This is a genomic window from Alkalicoccus luteus (assembly GCF_052061695.1).
GTDB classification, from domain to species: Bacteria; Bacillota; Bacilli; order Bacillales; family Salisediminibacteriaceae; genus Alkalicoccus; species Alkalicoccus luteus.
This window is the reverse complement of sequence record NZ_JBPZEY010000012.1, coordinates 46,948-70,143: the sequence shown is the minus strand read 5'-3', so window position 1 is coordinate 70,143 and position 23,196 is coordinate 46,948. Positions and strand designations below refer to the sequence as shown.

The 23,196-nt window shown below is 48.9% G+C and carries 24 protein-coding genes; 1 reads left to right on the top strand and 23 read right to left on the bottom strand.

The annotated features are described in order from the left end of the window. Nucleotides 1-50: 50 nt before the first annotated feature. The 7 genes from ACSZLD_RS14780 to ACSZLD_RS14750 are packed head-to-tail and all read right to left on the bottom strand — an operon-like array spanning nt 51 to nt 5,470. Entirely contained in the window at nt 51-1,010 is a 960-nt protein-coding gene (locus tag ACSZLD_RS14780; RefSeq protein WP_444685631.1) for a biotin--[acetyl-CoA-carboxylase] ligase, read from the bottom strand. Next, nucleotides 989-2,083, bottom strand: coding sequence for a hypothetical protein (locus ACSZLD_RS14775; RefSeq protein WP_444685630.1), 1,095 nt, complete (start codon nt 2,081-2,083; stop codon nt 989-991). Before ACSZLD_RS14775 ends, ACSZLD_RS14780 begins: the two co-directional genes overlap by 22 nt. After that, the gene (bshA, locus tag ACSZLD_RS14770) at nt 2,080-3,201 is read right to left on the bottom strand and encodes an N-acetyl-alpha-D-glucosaminyl L-malate synthase BshA (RefSeq protein ID WP_444685629.1); all 1,122 of its coding nucleotides are present in this window, start codon (nt 3,199-3,201) and stop codon (nt 2,080-2,082) included. Before bshA ends, ACSZLD_RS14775 begins: the two co-directional genes overlap by 4 nt. Further along, nucleotides 3,198-3,890, bottom strand: coding sequence for a bacillithiol biosynthesis deacetylase BshB1 (gene bshB1, locus ACSZLD_RS14765; RefSeq protein WP_444685628.1), 693 nt, complete (start codon nt 3,888-3,890; stop codon nt 3,198-3,200). The genes bshA and bshB1 overlap by 4 nt, the downstream gene beginning before the upstream one ends. Next, nucleotides 3,883-4,305: a methylglyoxal synthase gene (gene mgsA, locus ACSZLD_RS14760; RefSeq protein ID WP_377908509.1), complete on the bottom strand. Its 423-nt coding sequence runs from the start codon at nt 4,303-4,305 to the stop codon at nt 3,883-3,885. The genes bshB1 and mgsA overlap by 8 nt, the downstream gene beginning before the upstream one ends. A gap of 41 nt (nt 4,306-4,346) precedes the next feature. Next, nucleotides 4,347-5,138: a 4-hydroxy-tetrahydrodipicolinate reductase gene (gene dapB / locus ACSZLD_RS14755; RefSeq protein WP_377908510.1), complete on the bottom strand. Its 792-nt coding sequence runs from the start codon at nt 5,136-5,138 to the stop codon at nt 4,347-4,349. Continuing rightward, nucleotides 5,135-5,470: a nucleotide pyrophosphohydrolase gene (locus ACSZLD_RS14750; protein ID WP_444685627.1), complete on the bottom strand. Its 336-nt coding sequence runs from the start codon at nt 5,468-5,470 to the stop codon at nt 5,135-5,137. The genes dapB and ACSZLD_RS14750 overlap by 4 nt, the downstream gene beginning before the upstream one ends. An 87-nt stretch (nt 5,471-5,557) precedes the next feature. Between ACSZLD_RS14750 and ACSZLD_RS14745 the strand changes: the two genes are divergently transcribed. Further along, the gene (locus ACSZLD_RS14745; protein WP_377908512.1) at nt 5,558-6,433 is read left to right on the top strand and encodes a YitT family protein; all 876 of its coding nucleotides are present in this window, start codon (nt 5,558-5,560) and stop codon (nt 6,431-6,433) included. 491 nt (nt 6,434-6,924) lie between these two features. Here the strand turns inward: ACSZLD_RS14745 and ACSZLD_RS14740 are convergent, their stop codons facing one another. The 16 genes from ACSZLD_RS14740 to ACSZLD_RS14665 form a co-directional block, all read right to left on the bottom strand. Then, nucleotides 6,925-7,614, bottom strand: a complete 690-nt coding sequence (locus tag ACSZLD_RS14740) for a zinc metallopeptidase (RefSeq protein ID WP_377908513.1) — start codon at nt 7,612-7,614, stop codon at nt 6,925-6,927. Nucleotides 7,615-7,652: 38 nt separating this feature from the next. Then, a complete protein-coding gene (gene lhaT, locus ACSZLD_RS14735; RefSeq protein ID WP_444685626.1) occupies nt 7,653-8,261 on the bottom strand; it encodes a lipoprotein heptaprenylglyceryl N-acetyltransferase LhaT in 609 nt (202 codons plus the stop codon). Between the two features lie 215 nt (nt 8,262-8,476). Continuing rightward, on the bottom strand, nt 8,477-9,349 hold the full coding sequence (locus tag ACSZLD_RS14730) for a menaquinol-cytochrome c reductase cytochrome b/c subunit (protein WP_377908515.1): 873 nt from the start codon (nt 9,347-9,349) through the stop codon (nt 8,477-8,479). Nucleotides 9,350-9,373: 24 nt separating this feature from the next. Beyond that, the gene (qcrB, locus tag ACSZLD_RS14725) at nt 9,374-10,045 is read right to left on the bottom strand and encodes a menaquinol-cytochrome c reductase cytochrome b subunit (protein ID WP_168007458.1); all 672 of its coding nucleotides are present in this window, start codon (nt 10,043-10,045) and stop codon (nt 9,374-9,376) included. A gap of 16 nt (nt 10,046-10,061) precedes the next feature. Further along, on the bottom strand, nt 10,062-10,565 hold the full coding sequence (locus ACSZLD_RS14720; protein WP_377908516.1) for a QcrA and Rieske domain-containing protein: 504 nt from the start codon (nt 10,563-10,565) through the stop codon (nt 10,062-10,064). A 204-nt stretch (nt 10,566-10,769) separates the two neighbouring features. Continuing rightward, nucleotides 10,770-11,246 (bottom strand): YpiF family protein, encoded by a 477-nt coding sequence (locus ACSZLD_RS14715; protein WP_377908518.1) that lies wholly within the window; start codon nt 11,244-11,246, stop codon nt 10,770-10,772. 425 nt (nt 11,247-11,671) lie between these two features. Next, nucleotides 11,672-12,220 carry a ReoY family proteolytic degradation factor gene (locus ACSZLD_RS14710; protein WP_377908519.1) on the bottom strand — a complete coding sequence of 183 codons (549 nt, stop codon included), beginning with the start codon at nt 12,218-12,220 and terminating at the stop codon, nt 11,672-11,674. 139 nt (nt 12,221-12,359) lie between these two features. Continuing rightward, nucleotides 12,360-13,649, bottom strand: a complete 1,290-nt coding sequence (locus tag ACSZLD_RS14705) for a tetratricopeptide repeat protein (protein WP_444685625.1) — start codon at nt 13,647-13,649, stop codon at nt 12,360-12,362. Nucleotides 13,650-13,714: 65 nt separating this feature from the next. Continuing rightward, nucleotides 13,715-15,010 (bottom strand): 3-phosphoshikimate 1-carboxyvinyltransferase, encoded by a 1,296-nt coding sequence (aroA, locus tag ACSZLD_RS14700; RefSeq protein ID WP_377908521.1) that lies wholly within the window; start codon nt 15,008-15,010, stop codon nt 13,715-13,717. 15 nt (nt 15,011-15,025) lie between these two features. Continuing rightward, nucleotides 15,026-16,129, bottom strand: coding sequence for a prephenate dehydrogenase (locus tag ACSZLD_RS14695; protein ID WP_377908522.1), 1,104 nt, complete (start codon nt 16,127-16,129; stop codon nt 15,026-15,028). Continuing rightward, nucleotides 16,122-17,222: a histidinol-phosphate transaminase gene (gene hisC / locus ACSZLD_RS14690; protein ID WP_444685624.1), complete on the bottom strand. Its 1,101-nt coding sequence runs from the start codon at nt 17,220-17,222 to the stop codon at nt 16,122-16,124. Before hisC ends, ACSZLD_RS14695 begins: the two co-directional genes overlap by 8 nt. A 6-nt stretch (nt 17,223-17,228) precedes the next feature. Further along, nucleotides 17,229-18,038, bottom strand: coding sequence for a tryptophan synthase subunit alpha (gene trpA / locus ACSZLD_RS14685; protein WP_444685623.1), 810 nt, complete (start codon nt 18,036-18,038; stop codon nt 17,229-17,231). Beyond that, nucleotides 18,035-19,858, bottom strand: coding sequence for a tryptophan synthase subunit beta (gene trpB, locus ACSZLD_RS14680; RefSeq protein ID WP_444685622.1), 1,824 nt, complete (start codon nt 19,856-19,858; stop codon nt 18,035-18,037). The genes trpA and trpB overlap by 4 nt, the downstream gene beginning before the upstream one ends. Then, nucleotides 19,855-20,622 (bottom strand): indole-3-glycerol phosphate synthase TrpC, encoded by a 768-nt coding sequence (trpC, locus tag ACSZLD_RS14675; RefSeq protein ID WP_444685621.1) that lies wholly within the window; start codon nt 20,620-20,622, stop codon nt 19,855-19,857. The genes trpB and trpC overlap by 4 nt, the downstream gene beginning before the upstream one ends. Then, on the bottom strand, nt 20,619-21,623 hold the full coding sequence (trpD, locus tag ACSZLD_RS14670) for an anthranilate phosphoribosyltransferase (protein WP_444685620.1): 1,005 nt from the start codon (nt 21,621-21,623) through the stop codon (nt 20,619-20,621). Before trpD ends, trpC begins: the two co-directional genes overlap by 4 nt. Then, nucleotides 21,601-23,121, bottom strand: coding sequence for an anthranilate synthase component I family protein (locus ACSZLD_RS14665; protein ID WP_444685619.1), 1,521 nt, complete (start codon nt 23,119-23,121; stop codon nt 21,601-21,603). Before ACSZLD_RS14665 ends, trpD begins: the two co-directional genes overlap by 23 nt. Nucleotides 23,122-23,196: the final 75 nt, after the last annotated feature.

Below are 23,196 nucleotides of genomic sequence, written 5' to 3'. Positions count from 1 at the left end.
CGGATGCTGTCCAATCGTCATTATAGCAGAATCCCCTCTCTGCGTCGAAGTCAGATGCCTTCAATATCTCCGGAAACAATGGAATGGACTGTTCCGTCTTCAGCTTCCAAAAGCAGCGTCCCGTCCGTTTCAATTCCTTTCATTATACCGGTAACCCGCTGCCTGTTTTGCACGACTGTCACTGGCTTTGTATAGGAGAGCGCATGTTTTCCCCATAGAGGCCGGACAGCTTGAAATCCGTCGAGCTGAAACTGAATCATTCTCTCGTACAGCTCCGCTAGTAAATGAAAAGCTGTTTCTTCCCGGCTTACAGGGGCACCGCGCACGATCGCGAGTGACGTAGCGATTTCCTGGAGCTGTTCAGGAAATTGTTCGGTGTTAACATTGATTCCAATCCCCATCACTAATGAAGATACTCGGCTCGCCTCGCCCTGCATTTCCGTTAAAATGCCGCAAACTTTTTTGCCATTCAGCAGAATATCATTCGGCCATTTAATTTGCGGTCTGAAGTTCATCTCTTCCAGTGCTTCTGCGACGGCGGCTGCAGCGGTTAGTGTGGCCGTTGGCGCCTCACGCATGTCCATTTCCGGACGGAAGATAATGCTGATAGCTAATGCTGTACCGAATGGGGTACTCCAGGGCCGGCCGAGCCGCCCTCTTCCGCCGGTCTGTTCATCAGCAGATACCACCGTGTACGCAGGCGCCCCCTCCGCAGCTAATCGCATCGCTTTAGTCTGCGTTGAAGGAAGGGAAGGCGTGTGGTCGATAGTAACAGGCACCCCGGCTTCATCAAGCCGTGCCTGCAGCTTATCCGGAGATAAAACTGCTGTTTCATCCACCAGCAGATAGCCCCGGTTCCGGACCGCTTTAATGTCGTAGCCCATTGCTCGTAAGCTTTGAATATGTTTCCAGACCGCTGTGCGTGATAACTTCAGCGAGCTGCTTATCTTTTCTCCTGACACATATGTGGATGACTGCCTCAGCAGCTTTAATGTTTCCTCTGCTCCCATTCCATTTGTCTCTCCTTTGCATAGCGAAGCAAGCTTTCGCGTTCGTTCTTTCCGCCTTGGAGCACGTATCTTTCACAAGCCTCCAGTACTGCTTTACGATCTGATGCTGCGAAAAGGGAAATATCCTCTCCGTTAAGGGCAAGCTCTCTGCGGTGCTTAATTGGCAGAAGCTGATATCTCCTTTCGGTTAACGCTGCGCCGTTCTTTTCAGGAAGAAGTTCAGCTGCCGCAACTGCCGCTTCCTTTCCATAGTAATATAACGCTTCGTTTGACCAGGGATATGTATTTGCAGCATCGGCAGCTTTACCTGTCATTTTTCTTAAACGGCGCCCGAATCCTAACTCCCGCCCTTTTTTGTCATCCCCATCTGTGAGCATCAGGCTCCAGGCCAATGCGGAGAGTGGATAATCCACGAACTCCCTGTGTTGAGGATTGTAAGAGAAACGAAACGATTCAGGCAGGCTGGCTGCCCGCTGCTCATATGCTCCAAGCAGCTTTGACGATGAGATGCATGCCCGAATTGTATCCAGTTCTTTTTGAATTCGCTCTGGTACAGCAAAAAATGAATGTGCATGTACCTGAAAAGCTCGTTCAAGCAGGTCATCCGCTTTAAATCCAAGACAAATCTCAAAACGGATCATTCGAAGCAACCTGAGTTTGTCCTGTTGAAACATAACGGAAGGATCACCCGGAGCGGCAAGCCGCTTTTCTGTCACCGCACGTTCTGCTCCGAATGGATCAATCAAAGCTCCTTTTGAATCAAATGCTGCCGCGTTGCAGGAGAAATCACGCCTTGAAAGATCCTCTTCAATGGTCGCTCCTTTTAAGGGAGTAACTTCAAACGGGATTCGGCCCGAAAAAACGAGAAAAGTGTTATGGCGACGGCCAACACGAACCGTTCGTCCAAACAGCTTCTGCCACACAGCCTCTCCGGCAGAAGAGACTATATCCACGTCAGCCGGTTCTTTCTTCATGAGCGTATCTCTGACTGCCCCGCCTACTATCCAGGACTCCCAGCCAGCTTCTCTTACAGCGTTTATCATATCAACGGCAGTTGAAACAACCCTGCTCATCGGCTGCACGCCTTTTGATAGACCCTCACATAGTCATCTACGATTGCCTGTTTGTTGAATGCTACCGCAGTCCGTTTTACTGCTTCTTCCCCCATCTTTTTACGAAGCTCCGGGTTGGCCAGCATGTGAAGCGCTCTGCTGGCAGCTGCTTCTGTATCGCCGACTGGTACAACGTATCCTGTTACGCCCTCCTCGATTACTTCCGGAATGCCACCAGCACTGCTTCCAATCACCGGCACGCCGCACGCCATTGCTTCCAGGAGAACCAGTCCGAAACTCTCTTTTGAAGATAACAACAGCTTCACATCACTGATCGAGAGCAGATCCGCTACACGTTTTTGTGTACCTGTAATATGCACCCAGGGTTCAAGGCCTTCCTGTTTAACCATCGCGCGGATGACAGGGAGTTCAGGTCCGTCTCCAATTAACAGAAGGCGCACATCCATTTCCTGGCGGACCCGCATAAACGTTTTAACGACATCTTCGACACGCTTTACTTTTCTGAAATTCGATACATGCGTCATAACCGGCACCTCATCCGGTATGCTAAGCGACTTCTTCAAACCCGAATCCTGCCGCTTATAGTAAACACTGTCATCAACAAAGTTATATACAGGTGTAATTGGCTTGGTTATATCAAGCAATTCGTTCGTTTGACGGATTAAGTCGTTGGAAACCGCAGTAACTTCGTCGGATCGTTCAATTCCAAAACGGATGATGTCGCTTAGGGAAGGATCATACCCGAGCACTGTGATATCAGTACCGTGAAGTGTTGTTACGATCCGAACTGGGTGAGCGGTCATTTCGCTCGCAAGAAAGGCGCTTACAGCATGGGGCACAGCGTAATGTACATGCAGCACATCCAGCTTTTCCTGCTTAATGACATCCGCCATTTTGCTTGCCAGTGCGAGATCGTATGGCGGATATTGAAAAACGGCGTATGAATTCACCTGAACTTCATGAAAATAAATGCCATCCTGAGCTTCATCGAGCCGGTAAGGAATACTGGAAGCAATAAAATGAACCTCATGCCCGTTTCTTGCTAGTGCTTTTCCCAATTCCGTAGCAATCACACCCGACCCTCCAACGGTCGGGTAGCATGTAATACCAATTTTCATATAAAATCAACTCCCGTGCTCAGAAGCGGCAGTTTCTCTGACGTAAATCCTTCAGCAAACTGGACTCCTGCTTCTCTGCCTATCAATCTGTCTCTCGCCTCTACATCTTCCAAATAGCCGTTCGTTAACGGGGTCTTCACGCCCCCCGCTTGTTCAAACTGGGAACGATAGCAGCGCAGCGCCTCGTATTTCCGGTCTGCCCAGTCCGAGATATCGACTGCAATTTGAGGAGAGCCAGGGCCGTTTATTTGATAATAAAATAAATTATCCGGACGAAAAGCAGCCTCGTTTCCATATCGGCGTATGCCGCCCGAAAAGAATGCTTCGCGCACAATGTCCGAGCAGTCACGATGATCCGGATGCCTGTCGTGAACAGAAGGAGCAAAGAGCCAGCGCGGCCGCCATTCTCTGATCAACCTGACGATCTCATCATGGACATTTCGTTCCTGCAGTCGAAGTCCCCTGTCCGAAAAGGAAAGGCTGCTGGAGTTATGAACACCCAGAATATCAGCTGCAGCTGCAGCCTCTCTCTGACGAAGCTCCGGATTCCCGTTTGACGACATCTCTGCCTGGGTCAGATTAACAAAGATTACTTCTGCTCCAGATGCCGCCAGCCTGGCAGCCGTGCCGCCCATTCCAATTTCAATATCATCCGGATGGGCGCCGATACACAGATACGTATCAGTCATGCTGATCGCCTTTCGAACGCTCGGAAATAACGCGGCGCCACTCCAGCTCCCCGCGCTTCAGCGCATTTACGAGTATTTCAGCTGTCGCCATATTGGTAGCAAGCGGAATGCTGTATACATCCGACAGGCGGATCAAAGCGTTAATATCCGGCTCATGCGGCTGCGCGGTAAGCGGGTCCCGAAAAAACAGCACAGCATCCATGCTGTCTTCTGCGATCATCGCTCCGATTTGCTGATCGCCCCCTAGAGGCCCCGATTGGAAAGCATGAAGTTTCAAGCTCGTCGCTTCCATAATCCGTTTACCGGTCGTTCCCGTAGCATAGAGCGTATGCCCAGAAAAAATGTGCTCATATGCTGTCATGAACGCGACTAAATCATCCTTTTTCTTATCATGTGCGATACAGGCGATATTCATTTTTCGTTCCTCCTGTCTAATTTATCAGGCTCGTCAGCCCGTTAGTCAATCAGATTTTCAAGTCCATACACGAGCCCCGCAGCAGCGACCGCATGCTCTACAGCCATTTTTACTCCTGGCATGAACGAAGCTCTGTTCAATGAATCGTGACGAATCGTAAGCGTCTGCCCCTCTCCGCCAAAAATAACTTCCTGGTGTGCGACTCGTCCTGGAAGACGGACGCTGTGTATCTTCATTCCTTCATAGTCTGCGCCTCTTGCACCTTTCCACGCCTCTTCCTCTTCCGGATGTCCTTGAGAAGCTTCGGGCCGAACGTCTGAAATCATCTGTGCTGTCTTCATCGCCGTGCCTGAAGGTGCATCAAGTTTTCGATCATGGTGCTGCTCAATAATTTCCACCTCCGGCATGTATTTTGCAGCCATGACCGACAGCTTCATTAATAAAATTGCCCCTATTGCAAAATTAGGTGCAATCACAGCCCCGAGCTTTTTTTCCTGTGCAAGCACTGACAATGCCTCAATATCCTCATCTGTAAAGCCCGTCGTACCGACTACAGGCCTGATTCCGAGCTCCAGTGCCCTTCGTAAATGCTTTTTACCAGTTTCCGGATTCGTTAAATCGATGAGAACATCCGGCTTATTTTTCGCAGCGTCATCCAGCGTTTCGAAAACGGGAATGTCGAGAGACTCCATGTGACCAGTATCCTGCATGGTCTTCCCGCCAAATTTGTAATCGATCACGCCCGTGAGCTTCATACCCTCTTCCCGCTGCACGAGCTTTACAGCTTCTCTGCCCATATTCCCTCTCGGTCCTGCAATCATAACGGTAATCATGATTCATCATCCACCTTTGTCCATCTGTCTTTGTCTCTCGTTTCAAACTTATGCATAACAAGGTTAAACGCTTCCTCTAAATCAATATCGAGCGAGTTTGCGAGACAAATCAGAACAAACAATATGTCTCCTGTTTCCTGAGTCAGGGTTTTCTCTTCTTCCGATTCTTTTTTAGGCTTTTCTCCGTAGTAGTGATTCACCTCTCGTGCAAGCTCCCCCATCTCTTCGGTGAGCCTTGCCATCATAGCCAGCGGGGAGAAATACCCTTCTTTAAATTGACCTATGTACGCGTCTACTTCCGACTGCATTTGCTCTAATGATTTTTTCTCCATTTTTAACACGCCTTTCATTAAACTCGAAATCAGATTGCCAGCCGTCCGCAACTGTCATATAATTAACGGCGGCGGAGGTGATTGTAAGTGATTGCCAGAGTGCATATCAAAAACATCTTTTTTATTTTACTTGGTACTGCTATTTTATCTTTCGGACTCGTCTATTTTAACATGGAAAACAATCTTGCTGATGGTGGTTTTACCGGTATTACGCTTATTTTGTTTTTCGTATTTGATTTCAACCCTGCATACTCCAATCTGCTTTTAAACATTCCACTGTTTCTATTAGGGTGGAAAGTGCTTGGCCGGAATGCCTTCATGTATACGCTAATCGGCACCTTTGCCCTGTCGCTGTTTTTATGGCTGTTTCAGGCATACCCGATGATGTCGATTCCGCTTCAGGATGATATGACACTTGCAGCGTTATTCGCAGGTGTATTTATTGGAGTCGGGTTGGGAATCGTCTTTCGATTCGGCGGAACCACTGGCGGGGTCGACATTATTGCCAAGCTCGGCTTCAAGTATTACGGCTGGAGCATGGGCCGGACGATGTTCGTCTTTGATGCTGCTGTGATCACCACATCGCTTGTTTATTTAAACTACCGCGAAGCGATGTATACGCTGGTAGCCGTTTTTGTTGCTGCTAAAGTGATCGACTTCATTCAGCAGGGTGCGTATTCAGGAAAAGCAGCTATGATCATCAGCAGCAAAGTACCGGAAATTGCCGCAGCCATTTCAAAGGAAATGGACCGCGGTGCAACGCTCCTGCAAGGAAAAGGCTCCTTTACTGGCGACGCTCGAGAAGTTCTTTACTGCGTCGTCGGCCGCAATGAGATGGTACGTCTCAAAAACTTAATTGCCCGCACCGACCCACACGCATTCGTCACGATGCAGGATGTTCAGGATGTAATGGGCGAAGGGTTTACGCTCGATGAGAAAAAGCGGCCGATAGACATCTCGTAGCAAAAAGAGCCGTTCACACTTAAGCTACAGCTCTTCTCCGGCTGGATGGAAAACCCAGCCAAAGTGAAAAAGCGATGATGATATTTTTATAATTCGCGATGCTGACCAGCAGGGCTGGATTCTCTGTTGGATCAGCCCCTCCTGTTTGGCTGTCGACAAAGCCGTTCTGTTCAATCGACGTCGTTAGATCCGGCTCTGCTTGTGCGAACGCTTTTCAACAGCACCGCGGAAAAACACCTTTATACTGCTAGGCCTGTTCAAATAAGAACAGTCTACGATCCCGTAAGCTGCCATTATCGGAGGGCCACGCCTGCTGGAAGCTCAATACGAAGCGAAGATCCGGCGGCGAGTTCTTTTTCTCTAAAGTGATTGCCAGCAGATACGAAGGCATGCACGAATAAAGACTTTACCACTACGATGAAAGGAGGGACTCTTCCAGCGAAGAGTCCCTCCTTTGCTTACGTTTTTAACTCTGCTTCCGTGATAATCAGTTAATCATTGTTCATGAGTATATACATGTAAACAAAGCGGAGCAGCTCGAGAACGACAACGAGTGCACCAGCTACATAAGTGAGTGCAGCTGCGTTGAGCACTTTTTTCGTTTCGCGCTCTTCATCATTGCGGATAATTCCGCTTGAAACGATCTGATTCATTGCTCTTGAAGAAGCATTAAATTCAACTGGCAATGTGACAAGCTGAAATAAAACCGCAAATGACATTAAAACGATCCCGGCCAGCATCAGCTCGCTGAACTGGAGCAGCATGCCTCCAATGATGAAAAAGATCGCACTGTTTGAACCAAAGCTTGCTACCGGTACGAGGGCTGACCGGAATTTCAAAAACGAATAAGACTCCGCGTCCTGAATCGCATGGCCGACCTCGTGTGCTGCTACAGCCGCACCGGCTACGGAGTTTTTAAAATAATTTTGTTCTGACAGCCGGACTGTTTTTGTACGTGGATCGTAATGGTCGGTAAGCTTCCCTTTAACGGGTTCCACTGTTACATCAAACAAACCGTTGTCGTCAAGTATCTTTCTTGCCGTCTCAGCACCTGTCATGCCAGACGAAGCAGGTACTTGTGAATATTTTTTATAGGCACTCTTCACTCTGGAATTCGCCCAAAGCGGAATCGCAATCAATGCTGCAAAATATAGCAGGAACATCGTCATTGATCCGAACATGAATGAACCCCCTCCTCACATAATATCTAAGGTTAATTTTAGTCAGACTTCAGATGAAAGTCAAAACTTCTGCTCTGATTGGCCCCAAAAAATACAAGCACGATCGCTAGAAGCCCAAGCCAAAACGTGAAAAATCCAATTTGAGCTGAATAAGGCTGCAGAGATGCAGAAATCCATGGATGCATGCCAAATACATAATCGATCATATCATTATGGACAGTCCACACACCGGTTAAAATAAGGTGAATCGGTTTAATCTTATAAAACGGTAAATATAAAATAGCCTGAAGCGCCATTCCGGCATGTGAGAATACAAGCATCCAGTGTAAAATGTTCAGTGAATCTCCAGCTGCTCCGGCAGCCAAATTCATGACAACCGCCCACACCCCGTACTTAATCAGAGTGACCGCCGCCAGTGCTTCCATCAACGGCCACTGTCTGCCAGCGAGATAACAACCAAGCACAATTGTGAAAAAGAGGCTTGCTGTAGGGCTGTCTGGAACGAACGGCAGAAAATACCACGGTGTCTGCATCAGCTGCGCCTCATACCAAATATAACCATAGATCGTTCCCAGAAGGTTCACGATAAACAGCGCCCATAGAAAGCGACGATCTTTCAATATGTAAAATAAGTATTCCTTCACCATAGATCAGCCTCCACGAACAAAAGCGCAAAGCGCCTTCTTGTCAGAACGCATGCCCGAGCCGCTGCAGGATGTATGTACTGCAAACACGATCACTAACCTTGCGAATCAGCTTAGAAACTTGACGTTCCTCTCATTTCAAGTAAAATCATTTTATTGACTAACAGAAAAACATAGAAAAATGCCGGTGACACACACTATCACCGGCATTTTCTTACTTATTCTTCTTCATTATCTCCGGCATCTTCATTCTCTTCGCCGTCGCTATTTTCTTCATCTTCTTCATCGTCACCTTCATCATCGCCGCCGTCACCGTTATCCGGATCCTGGCCGTCATTTGCGATAAATGCAGCAAGTGTCTCAAGCTCTTCGTCAGAGCCTTCGAACTGATCGCCAGGCATTTCGCCAATACCATTTTGAATGATGTCGATTACTTCATCCGTATCATAGTCACTTTCGAAAATATTAGGTCCGGCAGCGCCGCCCATCATATCCCCGCCGTGACAGCCGATACAGGAGTCCTGAGTCTGATAAATCTCATAACCGGCAGCCGATTCGTCAATTTCCATGTCCTCCTGAATCTGCCCCTGCTGTTCTGCAGCTTCCCAGTCGTGCTGGTCAACAGACTCCCAAGTTAGGAAAATGATTGAAATAACACCTAAAATCATAAGTCCAGTACCAATTGGACGCTTATAGAAGCGGCGCTCTTTTCCGCCGTCCAACCATGGCGCGAGAAGCAGTGCCCCAAACGCGACGCCTGGAATAACAACTGCTCCCATTACCGTGTACGGTCCTGCAGCAAATTCATATTTCAGAAGCTGATACAGGAACAGGAAGTACCAGTCCGGCAGAGGAACATAGCCAGTTTCCGTCGGATCAGCAATCGCTTCAAGCGGAGCCGGATGGGCAACCGTCAGAACGAGAAAGCCAATCAGGAAAACGGCACCGACCATCCACTCACGCAGAAGGAAGTTCGGCCAAAAGGCTTCTGTTTTCCCCGGATATTCTGAGTAATCCTTCGGTATATTAGGTTTACGTTCTGCAGGCACTCGAGAGTCGCCTACAAACTTCATCCCTTTTCCGCGATGCATATTGTCCCCTCCTCATCTTTGTTTTTACAATGGTCCGGAAATACCCTGCTTACGGATCATAAAGAAGTGGGCCCCAAGCAGACCGAGCAGTGCTCCCGGAAGGAAGAAGACATGAATCGCAAAGAATCGAGCGAGAGTCTGCGCACCGATGATGTCACCGCCGGCAAGCAGTACCCTGGCAAATTCACCGACAAAAGGTGCTGCCTCCGCGATTTCGAGTCCAACTACTGTTGCAAAGTAAGCCTTCATATCCCATGGCAGCAGGTATCCTGTGAAACCTAGACCGAGAATGACGAAGAACAGAAGCACTCCGACAACCCAGTTCAATTCACGCGGCTTCTTATAAGAGCCGGTAAAGAATACCCGCAATGTATGCAGGAACATCATGACGATAACCAAACTGGCACCCCAGTGATGCATACCCCGGACGATCATACCGTGGGTAACTTCGTTTTGTAAGTAATAAACAGATTCATATGCATGAATAATATCAGGTACATAATACATCGTCAGGAACATTCCAGATAAGATCTGGATGACGACAACAAAAAACGTCAAACCGCCGAAGCAGTAGACAAAAGCTGAGAAATGATGGGCCGGATTAACGTGCTCAGGCACCTCGTGGTCCGCAATATCGCGCCATAGAGGGGTAATATCGAGCCGTTCATCCACCCAGTCGTACACTTTCTGTAACATAGCTGGCCCCCCTTATTTAACCACGCTGATTAATCTGACCTAAATAAATCATTCCGTCCCGAACTTCTACATCATACACGTCAAGCGGTCTTGTAGGAGGTGTCCCCGGAATGTTCGTACCATCCCGTTCAAACCGTCCAAAATGACATGGGCAGAAGAATTCTTCCGGATTGTCTTCGTTCGTGCCCCAGTTTACTGTACAACCTAAATGGGTACAGATTGGTGACAGCGCAAGAATCTCGTCTTCGTACCGGAGCACCCATGCCGATCGGCTTTGTTCCGACGTATACCAGCCGTCATCAAGCTCTACGTTAAAGTCAACACGCTGTGGCTCTTCGGTCACTTCATCTTCGCTGAGGCCGACAGAAACAAACTCTGAATCACCCGCTGCTTCGAGTGCTGGATCCAGGGCCATTCTCACCATGGGAGCGAGCATTCCTGCTGCCATGAAACCGCCTACACCTGTAAGCGTGTAGGTAAGGAACTGGCGTCTAGAGACTCTGTGGTTCTTCTCGCTCACAACCTTCCCTCCTCACTTCCGTTTCTACACACACTTTTATAAAAAATCATACTAAGACATACCAATCATAGCTTATTGGATTAAGCTGTGTCAATAAAATCAATGGATTCATTTTACAAGAATAATATTGTATGAAAGCGCTTTGGACTTCTTGAGCTGTAAAGGCTTTTTCGAGCCTGTTGATCATGCGGTCATCAGCTAGCGTTAGCTGTTATTTCTTCCTGCTGACGCCCATTTATCTGTCATAATTGGGATGATCTGCTGGGCTTGCTGCTCAATAGACTTAAGCTTATCCCTGCCGTCCATTCCTTTAAGCGGAAAAGACGGCACCCACACCATTTCCCCTTTTCCCTGCGTATCAGCTGCCCGCCACTCCATATCTGCTGTCAAATACAGAAAATGAGCGAATCCTTCTTTACTGAATGCCTCCTGCCATCCTAGCAGCCGCTCTGTACGGTCTGCCACTGGCTCAGACATCAGGTACGTAAACGGCGGGAGCAGAAATACTCTGCCGGTGTACTGTTGTTCAACGTATTCGGCTAAATAGTCGGTGAACTCGGCCATGGTCACAGCATCTTTCATTTTTTTCCCCGGCGCTGCCGGAATCAATGGAATCACCGCCGTATCGATATATTCAGCAGCCTGCCTGTATGTATCCATGTCCTTTCCAATCCATTTCATGAGTGAACCCTTCCTTTCGCTTTGTTTTAGTTACTCCAAGTGTTGGTAACGTCTTTATGAATAACTATCTTGGTTTCCGCCTTGGTCTGCGGACACCCGCTTTCCAGAGGAGGCGAATTCGGCTGTCTCTTCCGCTGTATGCCAGACCTTCACCTCATCTTGATCTTCCAGGTCCCGAGTTCCCCGTTTTCGGCAGCTGTCAGCTCGGATGAGACGGCTCACTGTCCCTAACTTATGTAACACCTCTTATATAAATAAGGATATGATTGCTTCGCCGCGGACGCCAAATGCGTAACGCTCGTTTTGAGGATGGCTAGCTGTACTTCGAAAAAAACGTCGTGACGGTCCTTTCCGAGGGGTTACAGGCCTTTGTTTCTTCCCTCTTCTTAATTACATCATATGATTTATGCCCTGAATAAAGGCCCTTAGCTTTCAAGGGCCTTTAATTCAGCATATTTTTTTGACAATCGTTCAAACTGTTCACGGTCTCCTTCAGATAGAGCCCGGTCAATATCCATTTCTAAACGTCCAATCTCCTGCGTTCTGAGCGACTGGTCCAACACAATCTCCGCGAGAAGCGATGTGACAGCATCTTCTTCCTTATTATCCGGCAGGTACGGATTTTCTTCCAGTACGGCGGCATACTCAGGAACGAGCTGCTTCTCCTGAAAATTAAGCTGAATGAAAATCTCTTCGCTGCGGTTCAGCCGGATATCGTGAAATGACTTCTCAGCGTCCATCGTAACGTGCTGATTTTTATGGAAAGCAAAGGGCACCTGGTCTACGTCATTAGCAGAAATCATAAGCGCCTTCGGACAAAATTCGGCTTTCTCGACGAAGTGAACCCTTTCCATCAAAACGTCATCACTCATCAAAAAGTTCAGGAGCCAGGCACACTCTCTCCGCTTCAGCTGATACTTATCTAAAAACCACTTTAAAAAGTCCTTTTTTTCCAATACAGAAATGGAAGCCACTGCATCTCCCTCCTTCGGGCGTAAGCGCTGTCAGCTTATAGTACTTATTCTACAGCGGCATTGAAATTCCTGCAAAAATTTTTGACTGAGGTTCGTGAAAAGGTTCGTCATTCTCGTTCAAACCGCGATCCAGCATACACTACCTGTCAGATCGAAGACGTTCTTCCATGTCCTCTATTTTTGTTTCCAAATCGAGTCTGTCCGGATCAGCCTGAAGCGCCGCTTTAAGCGCAGCAACAGCTTTTTCTGCTCTTCCCGCTGCGAAATATATGTCTGCTGCTTCTTCAAGCATCAAGCTGTCGTCTTGACCCAAACCATCTGAGAAGGCCGCATCCACTGCCTGTGCAGCTCCGGATACATCATCTTCTTCAAACAGCGCCTTAGCCCGAAACCATTCATAAAGCGGATCGAATTCGTTGTATTCATCCAGAAACCGGATCAGATCGAGCACTTCTTCAAAATCTCCGCGCTCCTCATACAAATACAGGGCTTCTTTTACAGCCGAAACATTAGACGGATTCATGGCAATAACACGGGATAAAAAGCTTCGCCCTTCTGTTTCTTCCCCTCTGGACAACTGCAGTCTCGCCATTTGTAAATAAAGCTCCTCATTATATTCGTCACGGGCTATGCCCTGCTTTAAAATGTCAGCTGCCTCATCCCATTTCTTAACCGCTATATAGACTCTGCCGAGCACGCTGTAGGCCGTCGTATAATCGGGATCCTGTTCAATCAGCTTTTCCAGCGCATCTGCAGCTTCCGTATAGCGCTCAAGCTGAAGAGACGTGACGCCAAGCCCGAACAGGCCGTCGGGGGTCTCGTCCTTTTCCATCCCTGACTTATAGTGATCAACCGCTTCTTCAAACTGTCCAGCTGCACTGTACGCTTCAGCCAGACGGACATGCGGATTAATAGGAAGGTCTTCAGGAAGCTTGCCGCCTAATACGGCTTTCCTAAACCAGGAAACAGCCTGCTGATAGTCGCCGCGGTTTAAATAAAACTCTCCAAGTCCCAGCTGCAGAAGCGGTTCTTCCGGCATCACTTCCTTCGCCTCCAGCAGCTTCTGTTCCGCCACTTCCTCCAGCCCCTGGCTTTCATACAAATCTGCCAGAAGCAGTCGCGCCTGCAGATATGCTTTATCTGAGCTGTCAATCTCATTCAGCATATCCAATGCTTCCTGTTCTCGCCCCAGCTCCATGTAGCACTCTGATGCAAAGGCAAAAAGTTCTCCATTCTCTGGATACTTAAACAGCAGCTCTTCGATAATCGGCAGTGAGCGGTCGACGAGCCCCAGCTCAAAATATAGTTCAGCTGCAGTCCGTTTCGTTTCATCATCTGCTTTTACCGTCAGTTGTTCCAGATCCGTTAAAGCTTCTTCATGTTCTCCATTTTCAATCCGGGTAATAATATTCCGGAGTTCTTCATTCATGGTGATCCTCCTCCGTTCAAAAGCAGACAGAAAAAGGCCGTCGAGCAGTTCGACCGCCTTTTTTTCTATCTGCCGTTTATCAATTTCTGCAAATCTTCAAAAAAGCCCGGATATGATACAGCCACAGCGTCCGTATCTTTCACGGTTACTTCACTTTTGGCTGCAAGACCGGCAAGCGCCATCGTCATACCGATACGATGATCATGATAGCTTTCCACCGTTCCGCCTGTCAAGCCGGTACCGCCATGGATACGCATGCCGTCCTCTGTTGCATGGCAGGACGCTCCCAGCTGATTAAGCTGGTGCACGACCGTATCAATGCGGTTTGTTTCTTTCACCTTCAGCTCTGCCGCATCACGGATAATCGTTTCACCTTCAGCAAACACCGCTGCGAGCGCGAGAGCTGGAACTTCATCTATCAGTCTTGGAATATCGCTTCCGAAAACTTCCGTTGCCTGAAGCGGTGCATAATGCACCTCGATATCCGCGACCGGTTCACCGCCTTCAATTCGTTCGTGATGCAGGCGGATATCGGCGCCCATCCGCTGGAGAACATCAATAATTCCTGTGCGGGTAGGGTTGACCCCTGTATTCTCCAGCATGACCCTGCTTCCCGGAATGATGGAGGCTGCCACCATCATAAATGCGGCGGAGGAAATATCGCCCGGAACATGGATGTCTGCGGCTTTTAGCGGCTGTCCGCCTTCAAGCGACACACTTGTTTCACGTCTGTCTATTTTCACGCCGAATGCATTGAGCATCCGTTCTGTATGATCTCGGGAAAGATGAGGTTCTGTCACGGTCGTGCGTCCATCAGCCTGGAGTCCCGCCAGTAAAACAGCTGATTTCACTTGTGCACTTGCGACAGGAGACAAATAATGAATACCAGTTAATCCGCCTCCACGGATAGAAAGCGGCGTCAGTCGGCCTCTGTCTCTCCCATCAATAACAGCGTTCATCATTTTAAGCGGCCCGGTTACTCTCGACATCGGACGCTTTGCGATGGAATCATCGCCTGCCAGCACAGAATAAATCGGCTCACCTGCCAAGATCCCGCTTAGAAGCCGAATGGTGGTCCCGGAATTCCCCACATCAAGCAAGGCTTCCGGCTCTGAGAAGCCACCTTCCGGCTTGCCTCCTACCACGATTTCATCCTGATTTTCTGTTATCGTTACGCCGAGCTGCCTCATGCATCTGATCGTGCTCAGACAGTCCTGTCCCCGTAAAAAACCGGTTATGGTAGTTGTTCCTTCCGCAAGTGAAGCGAACATAACCGCCCGGTGGCTGATTGATTTATCTCCTGGTACCCGGATGGTGCCTGTCAGCGGTCCATTCACGGGACTGATTGTTTCCTGCATCATAGCTGTATCTCCTCTCTACGGGGCTTCGTATGTTTCATACATGTGTTCTGCCAGTACCTGCTTGGCATAAACTAAGTCACTCTCTGAACGGAAAGACAAACGTAAAACTCCCATAATGCCCTCCCGTGCTTCAATAATGCGGATATTGGTAATGCTTATATTTTGCACCGCGAGCAGGCCCGTCACATCTGAGATAACCCCTGGATGGTCCGGGATATCGACAAAGAGGTCATAAAAAGGCAGCATAGCGCCTTTCTGCTTGGATGGAAGCTTATCACGGGATGATTTAGCTCGCTCGAAAAACGAATAAATGCCATCCGCATCATCACTGCGCAAAAGAGCTTCGATCCCTTCTAGGCGATTCTTCCAGCTGTTCAGCATCGGCAGCAGCGTGTCTTTATTGTGCACGAGAATATCCCGCCACATCGTTGGAGAGGCGGATGCAATTCGAGTAATATCTCGAAAACCGCCTGCAGCAAGCTGCTGAATCAACGGCTCCTCCTGTCCCGCTTCTTCGACTTCATGGACGAGTGCAGAAGCAATAATATGCGGCAAGTGGCTGATTAGACCAGCGTAACGGTCATGTTCTGCGGCATCAAGTCGCAAAAATTTTGCTTTCGTCCCGCGAAGCAGGTTTTGCAGCTTAATCAGCATAGAATCCGCTACATCTGGGCCGGGCGTCAATACGTAAAAGGCGTTTTCAAATAACCGCTCTCTCGAAGCTTCCACGCCGGATTTATGGGAACCGGCCATCGGATGACCTCCAATGAACACAACACCGCTGTCCGCAAATGCAGAGGCTTTCTCGACAACCGACTGCTTGGTGCTGCCAACATCCGTAATAACTGCACCTTCTTTCAACGATAAGCCGGCCAGCTCATCCATAACAGCCAGTGAGCTTTCAACGGGGGCCGCAATGATAATAAAATCTGCTTCTTCAGCCCCTTCGGCGAGAGTTTCAGCTGCGCGGTCTATAATTTGCAGACTCGATGCTAGCCGCACCGCTTTTTCATTAATATCAAACCCGATGATCTCAGCTTTTGGGTGGCCTGCTTTTACTGCCAGGGCGAGCGATCCGCCAATAAGCCCGAGACCTGCAATAAATATTTTTTTAGTCAACGCTTGCCTCCTCCTGACGAAGTGCAAGAAGTTCTTCCCGAATCCGGTCATTGTCCTCAGGACGGCCAAAGGTAATTCGTACGTGCTGAGGGAAGCCGAGAGCTTCACCGTTGCGAACGATAAATCCTTTTCGCTGCAGGTGGTTAAACACATCGCCTCCAGGCAAGTCCACGCTCATTAATATAAAGTTTGCCTGGCTTGGATAGTAGTGAAACTGATTTTCCTCGCAAAACTGTTCAAATTTGCGCTTTTCTGCTGAGTTGCTCTTCACACAGTCCGCAAGAAAACGGCTGTCTTTGAGAGCGGCAAGAGCACCCGCCTGTGCCGCACTGTTCGTGTTAAACGGCTCTCTCCCCGGCTCTACTGCAGCAATAAGCGCTTCCTTCCCGACGCCGTATCCAACGCGCAAAGATGCAATGCCGTATGCTTTGGAGAATGTCCGCAGAACGAGAAGATTCGGATACTCATCGATCATAGAAAGTGTATCCGGGTAGTCTTCCGTATCAACGTACTCGTGATAAGCTTCATCACTTACAACAATGACGTCTTTCGGAATCTGGTTCATAAACGCGCGAAACTTTTCTGCTCCTGTATGGGTGCCGGAAGGATTGTTTGGATTGCAGACGAATACAATTTTCGTGCTGCTGTCCACTTCCTCAGCCATCGCGTCTAAATCGTGAAAGCCGTCTTGTAACGGTACTTCCTTTATCTCTGCTCCCTCTATCAGAGCATTGTGGCGGTACTGCGGGAATGTTGGCCACGCGGTAACAATATTGTCTCCCGGTTCAAGCACTGCCCGGCACAGGATCAGGATGACTTCATCCGATCCGTTTCCAAACAGCAGCTGGTCTTCCCTGACGCCAATACGGGCTGCTGTTTCTTTGCGGAGGGCCCGTGCTGCTCCATCGGGATAAACGGCAACATGAGCAAGCGCTTCAGCGACCGCTTCTGAAACAGCCGGTGAAGCACCATAAGGGTTTTCGTTTGAAGCGAGCTTTACAACCCGCTCCAGTCCCAGCTCTTCACGAACTTCTTCAGTTGTTTTTCCGGGCTGGTAAGGTTTCAATCCTCTAATGGATGGTTTTACCTGCATTGTCATTCATCCCTTCTGCTTTGACGTCAGATCGTCAATAAATGCTTCTATTTCGTTGAGCGCTGCCTCCCGAGTATTCTGGTCCTCAAGCCTTTCAGCTCTTTCACTGATACAGCTGACGAGCGCACTGCCGACAATTACACCATCTGCAATGGAGTGGAAAAAGGAAACATGCTCCGGCTTGGAAATGCCAAATCCAGCTAAAACAGGTACGTCTGCAGCTTCTCTCACTTCTTCTATTGAATTCTGAAGGTTTTCTGAGAAATTTTCTCTCGTACCCGTCACACCGAGAGACGTCACGTAATAAATGAACCCGTCTCCTTCCCGGCTGATTTTTTTCATTCTTGTTCTCGAACTTGGCGCTACTAAGCTGATTAGTGAAATTCCTCGTGCCTTTGCTGCTTCGCGCAGCGGACCGCTCTCTTCAAATGGGAGATCCGGGATCAAGATGCCGTCCATTCCAGCATCCTGCATGCGGTCCAGCACCTCATCAGCTCCAGCTGAAAGAACAGGATTAATATACGTAAATAAAATCATTGGTATGGAAAGCCCTCGCGCTCTTGCTTCCTTCGCCCCTTCAAGTGCTTTATGCAGACTGGCTCCTCTCGCACGGGCGTAGTCTCCTGCTGATTGGATGACAGGGCCATCTGCGAGCGGGTCGCTGAACGGCACTCCCCATTCAAGAGCCGCTGCACCTGCCCGCTCCAACATCAGCGCAATTTCTACAGACGATTCGTAATTCGGGTGTCCGCTCATGATATACGGAACAAATCGTTTTTCCGCATGTAAAAATGCATCCTGTTTTAATCTGTTCATGACGGATCCTCCTCGAAAGCTTGTCTGATCGTATTTACGTCTTTATCTCCACGTCCGGAAAGACAGACGAGGATCGTCTCCCCTTTCTCCATTTTCGGAGCCAGTTTTTTAACATAAGCGAGTGCATGAGCAGTTTCTATCGCTGGCAGAATACCCTCAAGCTCACACAGATCTTTAAGTGCTTCCATCGCTTCGTCGTCTGTTGCAGGCACATAGCTGACTCTACCTGTGTCTTTTAGATGTGCATGCTCCGGACCGATTCCGGGATAATCCAGACCCGCGGAAATGGAATATGGCTCGGTAATGTTTCCATGCTCGTCCTGAAGCAGATAGGACATTGAGCCGTGCAGCACGCCTCTTCGTCCGCGTGCAAGCGTAGCCGCATGCTGTTCGGTATCAACTCCCCGGCCGGCAGCTTCAACTCCGGTAAGATGAACATCCGCGTCATTGATGAAGGGATAAAACATTCCCATCGCATTGCTCCCCCCGCCGACACATGCCACTACATGATCTGGAAGCTTGCCGGTATTCTCGATCATTTGACTACGGCTTTCCTCACCAATGACACTTTGAAAATGACGTACCATCTCTGGATAAGGGTGTGGTCCGACAGCACTTCCAATTAAATAAAATGTATCCTCTACGTGGGCGACCCAGTGCTTAATGGCTTCGTTCGTAGCATCTTTCAAGGTCATGCCGCCGGACGTCACTTCGATCACTTCCGCCCCGAGAAGCTTCATTCGAAACACATTCAGCTCCTGACGCTTAATGTCTTCTCTCCCCATAAATACTTTACATGTGAGTCCAAACCTTGCCGCGGCGGTAGCGGAAGCTACCCCATGCTGGCCGGCGCCTGTCTCGGCGATGATCTGTGTCTTCCCCATGCGTTTAGCAAGAAGGGCTTGTGCAATGGCATTATTAATTTTGTGAGCACCTGTATGATTAAGGTCTTCCCGTTTCAGGTATATATCTGCTCCACCGTAGCTTTCAGAGAGACGGGCAGCGTATGTCATTCCGGTAGGTCTGCCGGAATACGAATGCAGCTCTTGATGAAGCTCTTGCAAAAAGCCTTCGTCTACTGCCGTTTTCCGAAAAGCTTCTTCCAGCTGCTCTAAAGCAAACATCAGCGTTTCGGGTACATACCGGCCGCCATAATCTCCAAAACGGCCCAGCTCATCTGGTGCCTGATACTGATTTTTTACAGTTCGAACCATGCTGATCATCTTCCTTTCATCATTCTGTGCATTCGTTTCTATTCCAGAGGAGACGTCGATTCCATGAGGTCTGAAGGCAGCCAGTTCTGCAGCATTTTCCGGAGTAACGCCTCCAGCAATAAATGCCGGAACTCCTTGAGCTTCCGCCTCTTCCACGTAGGCGGGAACAGCATTCCAATCAAACTGGATCCCCGTGCCGCCCCATGCTCCAGACGCTTTCGTATCAATGACATATCCATCTGCTACACCCTTGTACTGCTTCATTTTTGTTAATCCGTCTGCGGCGTGGTGAATCGTCTTCCAAATTTGACAGCCGGTCTTCTCTTTTAATCGGGCCGCCTCATCAACCGATTCAGAACCATGCAGCTGAATAACGGAAAGGCCGGCTGTCTCAGCGGTTTTCGCACAGTTTTCAAGCGTTTCATTAACGAATACTCCGACAGGCCTCGGTGCCGCTCCTGGCAGGGAAGCGATCCATCGGGCTACAGCTTCGGGATCTACGATACGAGGACTGTCGGCGAAAATAAAGCCGACGAAATCCGGTCCTGCGGAAACGGCCTTCTCATAATCCTGCTTATTACGGGTTCCGCAAAACTTCAACATCATCGCAGGTCACCGAACAAGTTTTCAAGAAAGGCGGACCGGTCCTTACTCTTCATCAAGCTTTCCCCAATAAGCAGACCGTCAGCACCAGCTTCATAAAGCCGCTTCACATCGGCAGCTGTATGAATGCCGCTCTCGCTGATAAACATGGTTCCTTCAGGAATCATCGGCTGCAGGCGTTCAGAAACGCCTAAATCTGTGTGGAACGTACGTAAATCTCGATTATTTACTCCTATCATATCAGGATGGCAGGCGCGCAGCACTTTTTCGAGCTCTGCTTCATCATGAACCTCTATTAAAGACTCCATTTTACGTTCCCGGGCATGAAGGGAGAACTCCTGCAGCTCCTTTTCTGTCAGGCAGGCAGCAATGAGCAGAATGGCATCTGCTCCAATTAAATCTGCTTCTTCTATTTGCAAATGATCAATAATAAAATCTTTTCGCAACACAGGCAGGGACGTTTGGCTGCGAATGCTGGTAAGGTACTGGTTAGCACCTTGAAAGAAGTCCCGGTCTGTCAGCACCGAAACCGCCCTGGCTCCTGCTGTTTCATAATCACGTGCAGTACCTTCGGGATCAAAATGTTCAGCGATCAATCCTTTGGAAGGCGAGGCTTTTTTCACTTCAGCAATAACCCCGAGAGGCAGGCTGCCTGAAGCGAGCGATTGGGACATGGAACGTTTAGATCCGTCAATCTGCCTGTCGGGCAGCACAGTTGCTTTTACTTCCTCGTGTTTTTTTGCAACGATCGTATCTAAAATTGTCATACCGTCCCCGCTCCTTTCCTGCGCAGCTGTTCCAACTGCTCGAAAGCTGCATGATGTAATGCAGTTTCAGCCTGCTGCACTCCTTCTTTTATCGTCACAGTTTGTCCGGCGGCGTAAAGTGCTGCCCCTGCGTTCAATAATAGAAGAACCTTGGCATCCTCAGGCCCTTTGTTTTGAAGCAATGCTTCAATTAAAGCCCCGCTTTCACGTGCGTCGCGAACAAGAGCTCCTTCTAAGGGACGTGTACGCAGTCCGGCATCTTCCGGTGTATATACATATTCGTGCAGTTTCCCATTTCGGAGTTCAATAACATCCGTAGCCGCCGCTGCCGAAAATTCGTCCAACCCATCTCTTGCATGCACAAACAGCGCACGGTCAATAGGAAGCTGCAATGCTGCTTCAGCCATTTTCCTTGCAGCTTCCAGACTGTATGCGCCAATCACCCGTACACGGGCTCCAGCCGGGTTTGTTAACGGTCCAAGCACATTGAAAATAGTCCGTTGACCAAGCGCCAGACGAACCGGTGCAACGTGCTTCATTGCCGAATGATAGTGCGGAGCAAAAAAGAAGCTTAATCCGTTTTCAGATAAACGCTGCAGACATTCTTCCGGATTACCCTCAATCGGAACACCTAATATTTCGAGCACGTCCGCGCTTCCTGATTTAGATGAAACGCTGCGATTTCCGTGCTTCGCGACTTTCACCCCGAGGGAACTGACGAGCAGAGCAGAAGCTGTAGAAACGTTATACGTTCCACTCCCGTCTCCTCCCGTACCGCACGTATCAATTACATCAAATTCCGCTGTCACTTTCTGTGATTTTTCAATCATTGCCTCTGCAAATCCTGTAATTTCAGCTACCGTTTCTCCCCGGTACGCCATTATGGAAAGCAGCCCGGCAGTAACTTCCGGTGACAGCTTGCCTTCTATCATTTGAAGGGCCGTATGTCGCGCCTCATCTCTGCTCAACGTTTCTCCTCTAATGACTCTGCTGAACGTCATGATTCATGACCTCCTCTTTCTGCTTTCTCTGCTCTGCAAGCTTCACGGCATACAGCAGCGCGCTGGCCTTGCTGCGTGTCTCTTCCCACTCACTCTCTGGTACAGAATCCTGAACAATGCCGGCTCCGGCCTGCACGTATACGGTTCCCTTTTTCAAAATCATCGTTCGAATAGCAATACACGAATCGATTGCTTTGTTAAATCCATAATAAGCGACTGCGCCTGCATACACGCCACGGCGCTGCTTTTCCAGTTCTTGAATAATTTCCACCGCTCGGACTTTCGGAGCACCTGAAACGGTCCCCGCAGGATGTGTAGCAAGAAGCGCTTCAAACGGATGAACAGTGTCTTTTCGTGTACCGGTGACTCTCGTCGTCATATGCATCACGTGAGAGAAATAAGAGATATTCATCATATCGTGTACCTTTACGCTCCCATAATCACTTACTCTGCCGATATCATTCCGGGCAAGATCAACCAGCATCAGATGCTCTGCACGCTCTTTCTCATCTGCAAGAAGGTCTGCTTCAAGCTCACGGTCTTCAACTGCGTTTTTTCCTCGTTTACGGGTGCCTGCAATCGGATGGATTTCCAGCTCTCTGTTCCTGTCTGCTTTCACAAGCCGCTCCGGCGAGCTTCCGATTACTTCTTGATCGTGAAACCGGATGTAATACAGGTAGGGACTTGGGTTTACTTTGCGAAGTACCCGGTAAAGAGATAGTCCATCTGACTGGACCGGCATTTCAAACCGCTGCGAGAGGACAGTTTGAAATACATCTCCAGCTGCAATATAGTCTTTAATCCTGTTCACATCTGCCTTATATTCCTGCTTCGTATAATTGGAGGCGACGCCGTCAAATAAATCCCCTGTCACTTCTTCTTCAACAGGCAGCAGCGGCAGCTCTGCGGATGAGCTGCCCACGTTTGAAATAACCTGCTTCATTCGCTGAACCGCTTCCTCATAAGCAGCTTCCGGGCAGTCTGAAACATCTGTGAAATGAATGACGGTGAGTGTTTCCTCTTTATGGTGATACGCTAATATCGTTTCACAAAACATGAATTGCACGTCGTGCCCTTCAGCATCCATTTTGTTTATCCCAGGTTCATAGTTTCGGAACCCCTCAAATGAAAGATACCCGACAGCTCCACCTGGAAAGGGAAGATCCGGTAGATCCGGTGATGGATCCAGCTCTGAAAATACTCGCTCCCACGCATTATGAAGCGTCTCTTCTTTCCAAATTTTCCGTCTGTTTCGATCAAGACGGACGAACACTTCTCCTTCATCCTCCAGATAACAGAATGGGTCCAATCCAATAAACGAATAGCTGGACCAGGGTGAAAGCGGATCACGGCTTTCCAACAGGAAAGCGGCGCTGTCATTAAACTGATGGAAAAGCTGTACTGGTGTTTTCGTATCTGCTGTAATCGTTGCAGTCAGGGGGATCGTTCGATTTCTGGAGGCTTTGTCCAGAAACGATTCGCGGTTAAAATTGAACACAAAATCACCTCATCTTAAGTCAGATGAAGCCGGAGAGTAGCATGAAGAACATATCCCCTTATGATCGTATCTCTC